This is a genomic window from Sphaerisporangium sp. NPDC051011 (assembly GCF_040653595.1).
Lineage (GTDB): Bacteria > Actinomycetota > Actinomycetes > Streptosporangiales > Streptosporangiaceae > Sphaerisporangium.
In genome coordinates this window covers 317372-331139 of the sequence record NZ_JBFAGG010000007.1, presented here as the reverse complement: position 1 = coordinate 331139, position 13768 = coordinate 317372, and the positions used below count along the sequence as shown (strand labels likewise).

General features: G+C 70.1%; 13 protein-coding genes. 4 read left to right on the top strand and 9 right to left on the bottom strand.

Annotated features, from left to right (window positions below):
- Positions 1-295: 295 nt before the first annotated feature.
- Entirely contained in the window at positions 296-736 is a 441-nt protein-coding gene (locus AB0H21_RS18805) for an ATP-binding protein (RefSeq protein WP_358517782.1), read from the bottom strand.
- Between the two features lie 68 nt (positions 737-804).
- Here AB0H21_RS18805 and AB0H21_RS18800 point away from each other — a divergent pair, with 68 nt between their 5' ends.
- From AB0H21_RS18800 to AB0H21_RS18790, 3 genes are all read left to right on the top strand, one after another.
- Positions 805-1716 carry a helix-turn-helix transcriptional regulator gene (locus AB0H21_RS18800; protein WP_358517780.1) on the top strand — a complete coding sequence of 304 codons (912 nt, stop codon included), beginning with the start codon at positions 805-807 and terminating at the stop codon, positions 1714-1716.
- Complete coding sequence (locus AB0H21_RS18795) at positions 1704-1916, top strand: DUF397 domain-containing protein (RefSeq protein WP_358517778.1); 213 nt, start codon at positions 1704-1706, stop codon at positions 1914-1916. Before AB0H21_RS18800 ends, AB0H21_RS18795 begins: the two co-directional genes overlap by 13 nt.
- A 105-nt stretch (positions 1917-2021) precedes the next feature.
- Entirely contained in the window at positions 2022-2231 is a 210-nt protein-coding gene (locus AB0H21_RS18790) for a DUF397 domain-containing protein (protein WP_358517776.1), read from the top strand.
- A 574-nt stretch (positions 2232-2805) separates the two neighbouring features.
- Here AB0H21_RS18790 and AB0H21_RS18785 read toward each other — a convergent pair.
- The 8 genes from AB0H21_RS18785 to AB0H21_RS18750 are packed head-to-tail and all read right to left on the bottom strand — an operon-like array spanning position 2806 to position 12148.
- Positions 2806-5541 (bottom strand): hypothetical protein, encoded by a 2736-nt coding sequence (locus tag AB0H21_RS18785; RefSeq protein ID WP_358517774.1) that lies wholly within the window; start codon positions 5539-5541, stop codon positions 2806-2808.
- Positions 5542-5601: 60 nt separating this feature from the next.
- Complete coding sequence (locus AB0H21_RS18780; protein ID WP_358517772.1) at positions 5602-6669, bottom strand: phosphotransferase; 1068 nt, start codon at positions 6667-6669, stop codon at positions 5602-5604.
- A gap of 13 nt (positions 6670-6682) precedes the next feature.
- Complete coding sequence (locus AB0H21_RS18775) at positions 6683-7765, bottom strand: glycosyltransferase (protein ID WP_358517770.1); 1083 nt, start codon at positions 7763-7765, stop codon at positions 6683-6685.
- Positions 7762-8562 (bottom strand): hypothetical protein, encoded by an 801-nt coding sequence (locus AB0H21_RS18770; RefSeq protein WP_358517768.1) that lies wholly within the window; start codon positions 8560-8562, stop codon positions 7762-7764. Before AB0H21_RS18770 ends, AB0H21_RS18775 begins: the two co-directional genes overlap by 4 nt.
- Complete coding sequence (locus tag AB0H21_RS18765) at positions 8559-9470, bottom strand: hypothetical protein (protein WP_358517767.1); 912 nt, start codon at positions 9468-9470, stop codon at positions 8559-8561. Before AB0H21_RS18765 ends, AB0H21_RS18770 begins: the two co-directional genes overlap by 4 nt.
- Positions 9460-10170, bottom strand: a complete 711-nt coding sequence (locus tag AB0H21_RS18760) for an HAD family hydrolase (RefSeq protein WP_358517765.1) — start codon at positions 10168-10170, stop codon at positions 9460-9462. The genes AB0H21_RS18765 and AB0H21_RS18760 overlap by 11 nt, the downstream gene beginning before the upstream one ends.
- Positions 10167-11033: a hypothetical protein gene (locus tag AB0H21_RS18755; protein WP_358517763.1), complete on the bottom strand. Its 867-nt coding sequence runs from the start codon at positions 11031-11033 to the stop codon at positions 10167-10169. The genes AB0H21_RS18760 and AB0H21_RS18755 overlap by 4 nt, the downstream gene beginning before the upstream one ends.
- Complete coding sequence (locus AB0H21_RS18750; RefSeq protein ID WP_358517761.1) at positions 11033-12148, bottom strand: hypothetical protein; 1116 nt, start codon at positions 12146-12148, stop codon at positions 11033-11035. Before AB0H21_RS18750 ends, AB0H21_RS18755 begins: the two co-directional genes overlap by 1 nt.
- 225 nt (positions 12149-12373) lie before the next feature.
- Here AB0H21_RS18750 and AB0H21_RS18745 point away from each other — a divergent pair, with 225 nt between their 5' ends.
- Complete coding sequence (locus tag AB0H21_RS18745) at positions 12374-13714, top strand: hypothetical protein (protein ID WP_358517759.1); 1341 nt, start codon at positions 12374-12376, stop codon at positions 13712-13714.
- Positions 13715-13768 lie beyond the last annotated feature (54 nt).

Genomic DNA, 13768 nt, shown 5'->3' with positions numbered 1-13768 from the left:
AGGGTCGCGCCGGTCGTGGCGCTCGCATCGTTCCCGGAGGGCCCCCGATGAGGCTGGGGGTTAGTCTCATCGGGGGCGGGGCCGGTCGGAGCATAGGGGAAGGTTCCGACCGGGGCTTTCGGGGTGCTCCGGTGATAACGGAGGCGGAACAGCTTCTCACGAAAATCCCCCCGCACCCACCAGAAATAGGCAAAAGCCCTCGTTTTGCCTCCCGCTCTCTGCCGGGGGGGCGCACCCGGCACCTCAAGGCGCGAACCGGGAGAGGCGCTGACGAGCGAGCCGGAGACACTCTTCGTCATGGCATCAGCGGGCCCGAGCCGTTGGTCGGGGTGAAGCGGATGGCACACCAGACCGTCCGGCCGATGCCGGGGCCGTCGTCGCAACTGCCCCAGTCGTGGGAGAGTTCACGGACGATCAGCAGGCCGCGTCCACTCTCGGCGTCGGGGTCTTTGCGGACCTCAGGCTCCGATACGGACGAACCCGGATCGTTCACTTCTATACGGATGGCTCCATCCTGCTCGGTGACCGTGAGCCCGATGTAGTCGTCCGCCCCGCAGCCGGTGTGGATGATCGCATTTGTCACGAGTTCTGACGTGGCCAGAACCACGTCGTCAACCGCAGGATGCGAATCACCTAGCCATCGGCGCACCTCGGTTCGTGCGTGTGGGACGGACTCTCGGACGCCGGCCAGACCCGTCGTTCCAAGGACTCTCGGCTGCGCGCTTGCCCGCTTCAACTTTTCACCCGCTCCCAGGATTAGTTCTCGACCGCCTTCCAACCATCTCGAGCTTCGGCTACATTCTGTTGCTGATCGACTTCAACGAGTCATCAACGCTTCAGCTGAAACCCTCCGGTGAAAAGCTGAGGAAGAACCCCCTGGAGCCACCCATGCCAAAGGAAAGCGAGCTCTACCCCTCCGAGTCGCCGACGGCCCTATTTGGCTATGAGCTGCGCAAACTCCGGAAGGAGCGACGCTGGTCCCAACTGCGGCTGGCACGAGCGGTGCCTTACTCGGTCGGCACGATCAGCATGATCGAAACAGCCAAGCGGTCACCGTCGGAAGCGTTCGCTCGCCACTGCGACGAAGCTCTCCAGGCGGACGGCGCCCTGACACGCCTCTGGCCGATGGTCAATCGCTCGTCCGCTCCCATTTGGTTCCGTCCTTGGCTCGACGTCGAAGCCACTGCAGAGGCACTCAGTACCTGGGAGCCGTTGATGATTCCTGGCCTGCTCCAGACGGAGGACTACGCCAGGGCGATACTGAGCGGCGACGTGGGAGTCACCGCAGAGCAGGTCGAAGAACAAGTGGTGGCCCGCATGGAACGCCAGTCGATTCTCAGGCGCCCCAAGCCTCCTCTTCTCTGGTTCGTGCTCGACGAAGCCGTTCTCCACCGTCCCGTCGGCACCGTCGCCGTGATGGCGGCGCAGCTCGCTCACCTGCTGGAGGCTGCCAAGTCCTCAAGTGTCACGATCCAGATCCTGCCCTACAGCGCCTTTTCCACCACCGGGCTCGCGGGCGGGTTCGTCATCGCGCAGGCGGACGGCGTCGCCGACACGGCGTACGTGGAGTCGGCGGGAATTCTCGGACGCGTGACAGAGCGAGCGGAAGACATCAGAACCCTAAGATTTAGATATGACGGGATTCGCTCCGAGGCACTCCCTCAACGCGAATCCTTGGAGCTGATCAAGGAGACCGTGCGGCGATGGAAAAGCTGACCTGTGATCGGGAAACGGCCAAGTGGCGCAAGTCCAGTTGGTCGGGTCCTGATGGCGGCAACTGTGTTGAAGTGGCGGAACTGGCCGGTGGGCGGCGCGGGGTTCGCGACAGCAAGCAGGTCGCGAATCCCGTTCTGGTCTTCCCGGTGACCGAGTGGCAAGCGTTCGTAGGCGGGCTCAAAGCAGGGCGGATCGCCTGATCAGAGCGGTGCCTTTGTTGGAGTCAGCGCTCTGGTCTGGTCGGAAGATGAACGTCAGTCGTACTGCGCGGGAGCGGGTTCGGGCTTCAAGGAGGCGATAGGGCGATGGACGAACTGCCCCAGGAGCGCGCGACCTTATGGATCAAGTCCTCCTACTCGGGCAGCAACGGCGGCAACTGCGTTGAAGTGGCGAAACTGGCCGGTGGGCGGCGCGGGGTTCGCGACAGCAAGCAGGTCGCGCAGCCCATTCTGGTTTTCCCCGCGACCGAGTGGCAGGCGTTCGTAGGCGGGCTCAAAGCAGGCCAGATCGCCTGACCTTGCAATGGACCACGGAGGAGGTCATCCTGGGCTTGGCGTGCAGCTCCGCGACTTCGTCGTTGAACCTTTCCTCGGTGCCGTGTTCGCTCTGGGGGTGCTCAAGTAATGGGTGCCGTTGTGTCCGTACAGGGCCCACCTTCGGCGGAGTTCGGGTCGCATCCACGAAATCGGCTGCTGCCTCCATCTGGCGAGCCCGGTCGGATGGCTGGTGAACGCCAGCGGCAGCACCTGCCCGGCCGGGGCACTTCGAGGAAATGGTGGTGGGCGGCGGCGATCATCTCCCCGCGGGCGACGATCAGCACCTTATGGCCCGAGTGACGCCCGATGATCGCAGCCAACGCCACCAGCCGACTGCCGTGAGGAGGCCGCGGGGCCTTCTCACGGTGTGCCGTCGGTCTGGTCCAGCGTGATCAACGGGGTCCCCGAGCAGGTGCAGGTGGCCCGGATCACCGCTCAGCGCGCGCGGTCCACACTACCGGCCACCTCCGCACCGTCACGGCTGGACGCAACGCCGGCAGTCCCGGTCATCAATCAGACCGGGCCTGCCGGGTCGCTGATGGCGGGCGGTGGTTCACCCGGTCGAGGCGAGGCCCCCTCTCAGCGGAACCGGTACCGCGCCGTCGCTGCTGGGTGTCGTCTCCTGGTCGGGTTTCTGGGCTCGCAGGTGCTCAGCCAGGGCGGTGATCCGGCGCAGCGGGCCCAGGTCTGGCGGAGGCAGGACCCGCGGGCTGATCAGCGTACCGGCCGCCAGCTCGATAGCGGTGCGCAGCGGCGAGTCTTCAATCACCTGGTCGTGCAGGACATCGTCGTCGCGTTCCACCGTGACCCGGTGGTGGTTGCGCTCCAGTTGCCAGCCGCCGGCTGCGGTCACCGGGTCCAGGTGGACCGTGACCCGGGTACGGCCGGCGTGGACGGTGAGGTAGCGGTGCCGGTCGTCCGCGGGGCGGATGTCGCGCCGCCATCCGGTCGTCCGCTCGGGGGCGCCGCCCAGGACAACGGCCGGGCTGGTGATGCTGGAGTGCAACTCCAGGTGCAGCAGGTGCTCGCCCGTGCGCAGCGTGGAGTGCTCGGTGAGCGCGGAGACGAACAACCTGGGGTCGTAGATGGCGCGCAGGGTCGCCTGCCGGGGGTGGGCTGCCAGGTAGGTGTCGAACGCCTTGGCCGGGAGCAGGCGCCGCAGCACGGCCAGCATGTGCAGCCACTCGTAGCCGAGCACCCCGTAGGAGCGGTCAACGAACCGGCCGTCGGCGATGTCGGCGCTGCGGTCCTTGGTGAACGTCACCCCGATGTGGCTGATCGGCGTGCCCGGCTCGTAGGTGTCGAGGAGTCCTGCGGCGACGTCCAGGGCGCGGGCATGCTGATACTGGTCGGTGATGACGATGCGGGCGTTGGGGTGCTCGCCGAGCAGGCCGGTGAGTTCGCCGATCTCATGGCCCTGGCAAGCGGGCTTCTCCAGGAGGATTCGCGCCTGCGGGTCGTGGGTGAGGATCGAGCGCAGCACCGGCAGATGGTCAGCGGTCGGGCAGCACACCGACCATAGGCCGACACCGGCGGCGACCGCCGCCGGCAGGTCGTCGACGCCGTGCCGGAACGTCTGACAGGTCTGGGGCAGGTCTTGGTGCTTGGGGTCCACGATGGTCAGTTCCGCGCCCGCATCGGTGAGGATCTGCCCATGCAACCGGCCGATGGCGCCGTAGCCGACCACGCACGCCGCGACCCCGGCCAGCGGCGCGGGCCGGGCCGGTGTGGAGCGGACGGGCGCCCCGGTGAATGCCAGGTAGGTGTCGTAGTATGCCTCGTACAACCCTGAGGCGGCGATGATCTCATCGACGAGGCCGGTGTGGACTCCCGCCTGCAGGGTGTCGGCCTGGGCGCAGAGGGCTTTCACCGCGATGAGCGTTCCGGCCCGGTAGGCGTCGTATCCCTGGTTGGGGATGGCGTCGGACTCGAACAGGTTCAGGGAGCGGCCGTCGCCGAGGATCGTCGCCTGGGCGCCGCCCCGCAGGTGGTAGCGGCGGCCGACGCCGGGGATCTCGTTCACCGCGCCGGCAAGCTCCGGGTCGGCGGCCAGCAGCGCGAAGTCCCGGGTGGCGTACGGCGCCAGAACGACACTGTCGGGTAGCAGCGACACCGCCTCCTTGGTGAGGGCGTCCTCCCCGGTGGTGCCGACCACCAGGAACGGCTGTACCGCGCGCAATGCGTCCACGGCGGTGCGGTAGGTGGGGTGACCGGTCTCGGCGGCGGCGATCAACGCGAGCGGGTCGGGGTCGACGACGTGGACCTGGCACCCCTGGGCGCGTAGCGCGTTCGCCAGACGCGATCCCAGGGTGCCGTACCCGAGGACCAGCGCCGGCCGGCCAATGACCTTGACGGCGGGCAGCAGTGCCCGCAACCGGCGCAGGCAGGAGTCGGCGATCTCCGGGTAGCCGAGGTTCGTTTTCAGTTCCGAGCGCGCCAGGTTGAACACTGGGATGCTGAGCGGCCCCGCAGCGGTGATCCGTTTCAGCCCGGACACGGTCAGCTCTACCGCCGCGTCCACCCATCGGGGGGCGTCCGCGTGGCCGTACCCCTGGGCGAGCAAGCCGCCGTCGTCGATGACCAGCACCGGCCGCTCCGCTTCGTGGGCGGCGTCGATGAACGCGTCCACCCCGGCCATCGCCTGGGCGAGATCCTCGGCGTGCGTTCGGGGTGCGTTGATCGTGGTGTTGTCCAGCAGCCCGCTGGAGCACCCCTGCGCCAGGAGCGTCGCGTGGACCCGGTCACGGTTGTGCGTGCGGTCGCCTTTGGCCAGCGCGTAGATCCACTGCGGGGGAACACCGGCCTTCTGCAAGGCCATCAGGAACGCGAGACTGTTCTCCACGTAGTGATCACGGAAGATGATCGCCCACCCGGCGAGGTGCTCGTCGTGGGTGGCGTGGCCGGCCAGCAGCGGCATCGACGCGGTGATCTGCCCCAGCTCCGCCGGGTCGTAGCAGCGCAGCCGCTCCCGCAGCCACGCCTGCAGGTCCCCGGCCGCTTCCTGCCCGCCCGGGTGGACGTCGAGGAGGATCTCTAGGCATTCCTGGCCGGGCAGCACATGGCTGAGGGTGTCGGGCCGGTCCGGGGTGTAGGAGTGCCAGCGCAGGGTGACGCGGGTCGTGCCGTTCTCGTCGGCCAGGAGCAGGGCCCGCTGGTCGAGCTGGCCGACGCGCAGGTGGTGACGGGCGGCGATGTCCGCCGCGCCGAGGTCCAGGACGGTGGGTGAGATGGGGCCGCGCATAACGTCCCATGCCGCACCGGCGGGCGACAGGACGGTGTCCAAGGTCACGGGGATCTCCCTTGAGGTGTCGGAGGGTAGTACAGGGGTGCGCGGTGGAGAGCGGCCAGGTCAGGCGTCGGCCAGCTCGGTCAGGAGCGTGTCGGTCACGGCGAGCTCGGCGAGCAGGACGCTCACGGCGCGGTGCCGCAGAAGCCAGAACTCGTCCAGGTCGTCCTGGAACAGGCCGGGCTTGAGGTAGTGCTGCCGGACGCCGTACAGGCTTTTCAGTAGCTGCAGCAGCGCGACCCGCCCGCAGGCGCGTACGTCGACGGTCGCCACGGCGGGGTGTGCTTGCTGGTAAGCGCCGATCAGGGTGGCGGCGGCGTCGAGCCAGCCGGTGTCGCCGGTCACGGTGTTGGGGTAGAACGCCATCCGGCCCAGATCGTAGGCGAGGAGGAACGGGTCCGGCGGCCGAAAGTCCAGCACCGCCGACAGGTGCTCCCCGACGAACAGCAGGTTCACCGGCGAGTAGTCGCCGTGCACGACCTGCACGGTCAGCTCCGCGGGCAGGTCGGCCAGTAGCTCGGGGACGTGGGCGAGCTGGTCGCGGCGCTCCAGCAGGGTGCGCTGTGCCTCGGTGTCGAACGCGTCGCTGGTCCCGGTACGGATGCGCCCGGCGATGATCTCCAGGAGCTGGTCGATCGTCGCGGTGATGTCGTCCACGTCGATGTCGCGCCACCGCTGCCCCGCCGACCCCTGAGCCGGGGGGCTGCCTGGCAGGTCGGCGAACAGGGCGTGGATGCGGCCCAGCGCGGTACCGGCTGCGGCGAGCTGCGGCGGCGACAGGCGGGTGGTGACGTGGCCGGGCATCCACTCCCATACCGACACCGCCAGCGGGGCGCTGGCGTCGATGACGTTCCCTTCCTGGTTGGGGAGCACTCGCGGCCCGGGGATGCCCGCCTTGGCCGCTCGGGTCGACAGCGCGATGGCTGCCTGCTCGGCGTGCAGGTCGGTGCCGGTCGGGTAGCTCTTGACGAACGCCTTCTGGTCGTCCTCGCAGATGGCGCGGTAGTTGACGGTGCCCTGCCCGATGGGCAGCTGGGTGAGGGTGCGCACCGTCAGCCCGTAGCGGGCGGCCAGGACGGCGGCGACGCGGTCGCCTCCCTCGGCGGCCGACGGGGTCGTGATGTCAGGCACGGTGAAGATCTCCTTATGCGGATGGAACGGGTTCGGTGAGTTGTTCGAACATGCGCTGGTAGGTGGCGGTGATGGCGTGCCAGCGGGCGGCACTGTCCGCCACCGGCCGGGGGGCGTGGGAGCGGGGAACGGTCTCGGCGCTGGCCAGCAGCCGGCCGGGGCCGTCCGCGGTGGGGTACAGCAGCGCCGGGTGCCCGGCGGTCATCTCGCTGATCGCGGGCAGGTCCGGGGCGATGACCGGGGTGCCGAACGCCAGCGCGGTACCGACCGACCCCGGGTACAGGACTTGAGTGAAGAACTCCCACGGCCCATCGACCCGGTACGGGCACACCGCCGCATCAGCCGCCCGATACAGGCCGTGCACGTGCTCAGGCGGGATGCGGTGCGGGTACACGCGGACCCGGCCGCCGCCCGCTCGCGCCGCGTCCCTGAGTTCAGCCGCCAGGACTTCATCGCGGCACGGCCCGGCGACCAGCAGCCGCGCGCGCCGGGTGTGCCCGGTGAACGCGCCCACCACGGCGGGCAGGTCCTTGTAGGCGGTGAGGTTACCCACGACGAGCACTGCGTACGACGCGGCACGCAACCAGCCAGTCAGCTCACCCACCGGTCCCGGTTCCGGACCGCAGTCGGCGGGGGCGCTCAACCCCGCCCAACCGGCCACGACGACCGGGACCTTCGTCAGCCGCGACAGGTAGACGGCGTCGGCGCAGGTGTGGGTAAGGACCGTGTCGGCCAGGCCGAGCACGCCGAGCGCGGCGTACCAGTCGGCGTCGCTGGGCGGCCCGCCATCGATGGGCAGCAGGTTGTGCACCGTCCACACGATGCGCCACCCGCCCTCGCGCAGCGCCGCCAGCTGCTCCAGCATGGCCTTCGCGGCGTCGAGCGTGCGCTGACCGTCCGGCTCCCGGTACAGGCGCTTCAACCGGTGCACGTTGATCACACCGGGCTTGGTGGGCCGGGCCGGCAGGGCGTCCAGGGCGGCGGCGCAGGACAGCGGGAATCCGGCGGGGGCGTGGCGTTCCAGCTCGCCGAAGTACGGGCTGGGCCATGCCGGGTCGCGGATCACCACCCACCCGCCGTCAGGCACGGTACTCATCGCGCCTCCCGGGCGGTGAGGTTCGCCCACCAGGTGGTGGCGGCGCGGTACCGGGCCAGGCACGCGGCGGGACTGCGGTCGGCGCCGGTCCATTCCACGGCGATCTCCATACGTTGCCCGGCGTCGATCCGGTCAGCGGTCAGGCCGGCGACCAGGGCGTGGCCGGGCGCGTGCAGGCCGGGGCCGGTGTCGGACAGGTGCAGCGCGCCGACGTGGTCGAGGACCTGCCCCACCCAGGTGGGTGTACTGCCGTCTCCGGGGAGTGCTGCGGCGAGTTGCGCGGTGTCGGCCAGCAGCCGCACCAATGGGCACGCTTCCACCATGCCGATCAGCGGCGCGAAGGTGCTCTCGTCCATCCATGCCGGATGGTGGAGCTCCACCAGCAGCGGCATCGGGCCGCGCGCCAGCACCGGCAGGGTTACCGCGTCGGCCAGCGCCCGCTCCTGCAGGGGGGTGCGGGCCAGCAAGCGCACCCACCCTGCGCCGAGGAGCGTCGCCGCTTCCGTGAGCTGCACCAGGTCGTGAACGGCCTGCGTGCGGGCGACGCTGTCTCCCTCCAGCAGATCGGCCAGGTCCAGGTCAGCGGTAACCCCGGTTATCGGAACCGTGTCCATGGCCAGCTTGCGCCACTCCCATACGGTGGCCACGGGCTGAGCGGCCAGGTGGAATCCGCGGGGCCCGCCACGCAGGTGCACGAACGGCACCCCATTGCAGGCGGCCAAACGCAGCAGGCCCGGCACATCCAGGCCGCGCACGGAAATGCTGTACAGCCCGATCGGCGCAGCGGTGTCCATCACACCTCCCACGAGAAGATCACTACGGGTTCGGCCGGTTGGCCGGGCCCGCCCAGGCCCGCGTACAAGGCCGGGGCGTGGGTGCCGGGCGTGATCAGGCACCAGGCGTCGACGAGCCCCGGGTCCAGGTGCCACCGCAGCCAGGCCGCCGCCGCCATGTACGCGTCGGCGTAGCGGCCGGTGGCCAGCGCGGTCAGCTCGTGCATGCCGATGACGGTCCACCCGGACCGGTGCAGCGATAGCGACGGCAGGACCGAGCCCGGGGCGGGGGTGCCGAGCAGGCCGAGCGTGCCGCCGGACGCCAGCAGCATGGCGGCGCGGCGCGGGCGCCCGGTCGCGTCGACGACCAGCCTGGCGCTTGCCTGGTCCACGGCGGTGACGCACTCCACGCCGGGCACGAGACGGATCGTGGCTTGAGACCGGGACGTCAGCACCCGCACCCGGCCGGCGCCCTGGCGGCACAACTCCAGGGCGCAGCCCAATGCGACCGGCCCGGAGCCGACCACCACGGTGCCGTCCAACTCGACCCGGGCGGGCAGCTGCTCCAAGCCCAGGACGGCCATCTGCTGGAACCGTGCCAGCGCCGCGACCTGCACGCTGGTTCCGGGCGGCGCGGCCAGGGTGCCGCTCCTGGAAGGATCGAACGCGGCGCCGTGCGGCACCGCCGCCAGCACCCACCCGGCAGACTCATCGCCGCCGATCGTCATGTATCCGGCGTCCCGGACCCCGTCAGGGCCGTTACTGGCGGCCAGGTGGCGGCGTTCGGTGCCGGGGCTGAGCACACTGAACCGGCCCGCGACCATGCCGTCCGGGACGGGGGCGACGGGCAGCAGGCGGGCGTGCCCGCCGGACAGGCGGATGCGTGGGCCGACGTACCGGCACACCGGGGGGCGGGCGAGGTCAGCGGCCACGGAGACTCTCCAGGTAAGCGGGCAACTGCGCGAGGTGGGCGATCACATCGATGCGGGGGTCCAGGCCGGGCGGGCGCCCTGCGGGGCTGATCAGGGCCGCGCGCATGCCGTGGCTGTACGGACCGAGAGCGTCCTTGGCCGGGGTGTCGCCCACAAACAGGATCTCCCCGGCCGGGCATCCGGCCGCCCCCACCACCGCGGCGTAGAACCGTGGGTGCGGCTTACGCACACCGAGCGTGCTGGACAGCACCAGGCCGTCGAAGCAGTCACCGATCCCCGCCTCGCGCAGCGTGTTGCGGCGCACGCTCTCGGGGCGTTGGGTGTCGCACGCCAGCACGCACACCAGCCCGTCCTCGTGCAGTTCCCGTAACGCCTCGGCGGCCCGCGGGTCGATCTCCGCGTCCACGATGGCGGTGAACACCTCCTTGGTGGCGGCCGCCGGGTCATCCAGCACCGCGCCGCTCTCCAACGCCGCCACGCGCAACTGCTCAGCGAACGACGTTTGCGCGTCGCGCCGCCGGTCGGCGGCCCGGACCCGGCGTGTCACCTGCTCGAACGTGGCGGCGAAACCGTCGGGGATCACCGCACAAGGCAGGCGGCGCAGGATCTGGGTCACGGTGGCGGCGTCCGGGGCGGGGCCGGGCCAGGCCAGGGTGCCGCCGAAGTCGAATGCCACCGCTCTCACGTGCCCCTTGGTCACGTCCTCACCTGCCTGTCATCTGTGAGCCGTTCGATGCGCGCCGCGATCTCCTGCGGTGCGCCCCGCGCGAGGTGGGCGCCCACCAACCCGGCCAGGGCTCGGACACAGCGGATCCGCCGCCGCAGGGCCATCTCGTCCTCCAGCAGGCGCAGCGGCTGCTCCCCTTCGTCCAGGAGTCGCTCCAGCAGGTGCCCGCTGGCCAGGAGCCACGCAGTCGCCACCGTGTGACGATCCAGCCGCTCGAGTGCCGCGCGCCTTGCGGGGTCGCCGTCGACGTCGACCAGGACGGCCGCGACCACCGGCACGCTGACGGGTGCGGGCTGCAGAGCACGCTGCTGGCGCAGGTCGACGACGCCTGGCCCTTCCTCCGGCAGGTCGAGTTCGGGGAACCAGCGGCGCAGCGGGTCCCGCCGCCCCAGCACGGCGCTGGTGCCGCCCCGCACCACGGGCCCGCCCTCGGCGGGAACGTCGACCAGGGCCACATCTCCGGCCAGCCACTGCCAGCCACGCAAAGCAAGCGCGACCCCGACGAGCGTTTTGCCCGCGCCGTGCCCGCCGAGCAGCAGTACTGCACCGGCCCCGGGACGTTGCACAGCAACGGCGTGCACCGGCACAGTGCCAGCGGCCACGTGGATCACATGCAGGTGAGCGTTGATCAACCGGCGGGCGTCTGCCGCGTCGTCGGGCACGACCACGCCAGCGGCCACACCGTGATCGCTCTCCTGCGGCGGGGCGTCACACGCACCGGGGATGTGCTGCGCGACCTGCGGCCACGCCGCGACCAGGCCCATGCCGCACTCGACGGACAGGGCGCGGCCGGCGCTGCGCACCTCCACGGTCCGCCGGGTTCGCTCCGCGGTCATCATCGACTCACGCCCGACAGCCACACCGACAGTGCCTCCCACACCGGGGCGTCAGGCAGCGTCCGCAGATCAGCCAGGGTCAGCCGAGCCCCTACCGTGCCGGACAGCGTCGTGTCCCAGCCGAGTTCCGGCCAGTCGACGCGACGCGGGCCACCGGTCACGCCCAGCAGGTCAGTGGAGTACAGCCGTTGCGCCGGGATGTCCGCCGCGTCCGCCATCACCGCACCCAGCCCGGCCTTATCCATCGGGGCAGCCCACGCCACCTGATCCGACCCTGCCGGGTTCACCCCGGTCGTTACGTGGACCACGGCGCCCAACCGGGTGGGACGCGCGTATCCGAGGGTGGCGCGGTGCTCAGCTGGGGCGAGCACGAGCCGATGCCGCGTCCCTGTCACCAGCCGTTCCCTTCCCGCACTGGCCTCCTGCAGGGAGACCATGCCGACGGGGAGCACCGCACGAGTCGGCCAGCCCGCCACGATTCCACTCGGCCCGACCATCACCAGGTCATCAGCCATGAACTGGGCGCCGAGCTCCTTACACGCCCGGTGTGCCAGTGTCGTCTTGCCGCCGCCCTGACCGGCGACGAACAGCACTGCCGCCCCGTCGACCACGACCGCGGACGCGTGCAGCAGCCGCCACCCGCCGGCGAGCATGCGGGAGGAGAAGAACATGCGGGCCACCCAGTCTGGCCAGCGCCGCCCCGGCCCGGCACCGGGCACCACGACGCGGGTCATACGGCGGGCCTTGTCGATTTCCAGCAGCGCCGCCGCGCTACACGGCTTGTAGCGGCCTAGCAGGCGGATCAGCCCGTTCGACGCGTCGACCACCGCGAGCTGAGGCCCGCCGCGGGGGGACACGAGCACCGGCCGATCAGCGCACACCTCATCGGCATCGTTGGTGCTGGGAAGTTCGTCGTGCTCGTCTCGCATGGCCTGCACTGTCCAGCCGATGCCCAGGGCGGCCTCCTCGACCGTGCAGGGTGGGGCCATCACCGTGAGGACCTCCCGTAGCAGATCAGGGGGCGCTGACACGCGCAGCCGCCACGACCCCAGCACGAGATCCGCGGTCTGCTCCGGCCCGGAGGCACCGCTGTTCGTCGCCTCCGGCGGGGTCACGCGCCCACCTCCGGTCGTGCGATGATGCTGCTGACCTGGCATTTCGCCACAGGAAGCTCCTTCTTTGAAAGGTGCGAGGAACGAGCCGCAGCCTCTCTGCGTCGCTACTGTTGCTTCTCGCACTCACCTGGTTACGGTCTGATCTCAGACAACCGGGTGTCAGGAGCACCGGACAGAACCTCGCCGTAATCTCGCTGTAGTCTCCCCTCCCCTAGGGAGCGTCACATGATCAGTGATCAACCTCTACTTCGTCACCCTCTGGCCTACCTGCGTGAGCTGCGCGGCTGGACTCTCTCCGACGTCGCAGCGCTGGTACAGCGCCGATCCGGCCTGAACATGGCGGCCAACCGGCAAAAGGTCTACCGGTGGGAACACGGCACCGTCCCGGAACTCGACGCGCAACTCGCCATAGCCGCAGAGGTAGGCATCGACTCGCAGACCGTGCTAGATCTTCCTTGGCCGTCGTGGGTACTGACAGCCACCGGGACAGAGCCGTTCGACCAGGCGTGGACGCCCGAGACGGCGCGGCACATCATGGCGGGGTGCATGGACGCGGACACCGACCGGCGATCGTTTCTGTTGCTGTCCGCGGAGGGCGCCGCCGCGCTGGCAGACGCCTGGGCGGCTGTCCCCGAGCAGAAGGTCACCCATGCGGGTGACGGCGGCGCCATCGACGCCGAGCTCGCCACGTGGGTCGAGGGCCGCATCCAGCAGCTGTGGCACCTGGACGACCTCACCGGCGGCGACTACTGCCTGAACCTGGCCAAGGCCGACCTGCAGCTGGTGTCACGGCTGCTGGAGCGCGGCCGCTACCGCGGGAACATCGAGCAACGCCTGTACGGCGCCGCCGGGGAGCTGTGCCGTTTCGCCGGCTGGTCGGCATTCGACGCTGGCCGACACGCCGCTGCCGAACGGTACTGGCACGCCGGACTACGCGCATCCGCAACCGCCGGCGGCACCATGACCGGCGCTTACATTCTGTCCCTGATGGCGATGCAGCGCACCTACGCCGGCGACGGCCGCGCCTCTATCAACTTGCTGCAGGCCGCTCGCGAGAAGATCGGCGTCGGTGGCTCCCGAACGGTCCACGCGATGCTGGATGCCTGGCAGGTCCGCGCGCACGCCGTGCTCGGCGAACCGCGCCAGGCGGTACACATGTTGTCCCGCGCCGACGACCATTGGGAGCACCGCGACCCCGACGAGGACCCGCCGTGGATCTACTGGATGCGGCGCCCGTCATTCACGATCGAGGTGGGTACGGCGTTCGTCCAGCTCGGTGAAATCAGCACGGCTCTGCACCTGCTCGAGCAAGGCATGACCGAGCGCAGTGAGGACTACGCCCGAGACAGCGTGCTCGGCCTCGCCGCCATCGCAGATGCCCAACTCGACCAGCATGACCTCCACGGCGCTCTCGAAACCGCGTACCGTGCCGTCGAACTCGTCACCGATGTCGACTCCGGCCGCGTCACCGATCAGCTCGAAGCCTTCGCCCGGCGGCTACCCCCCAAGGAACCCGCGGCCGAGGACTTCCGTGCCTACCTGGACAACCTGCCCTCGTCGCCCTGAAGGTCGGCCCGCGTCAATCAAGCCCAGGGCGCGAAAGGTACGTCAGCTTCGCGA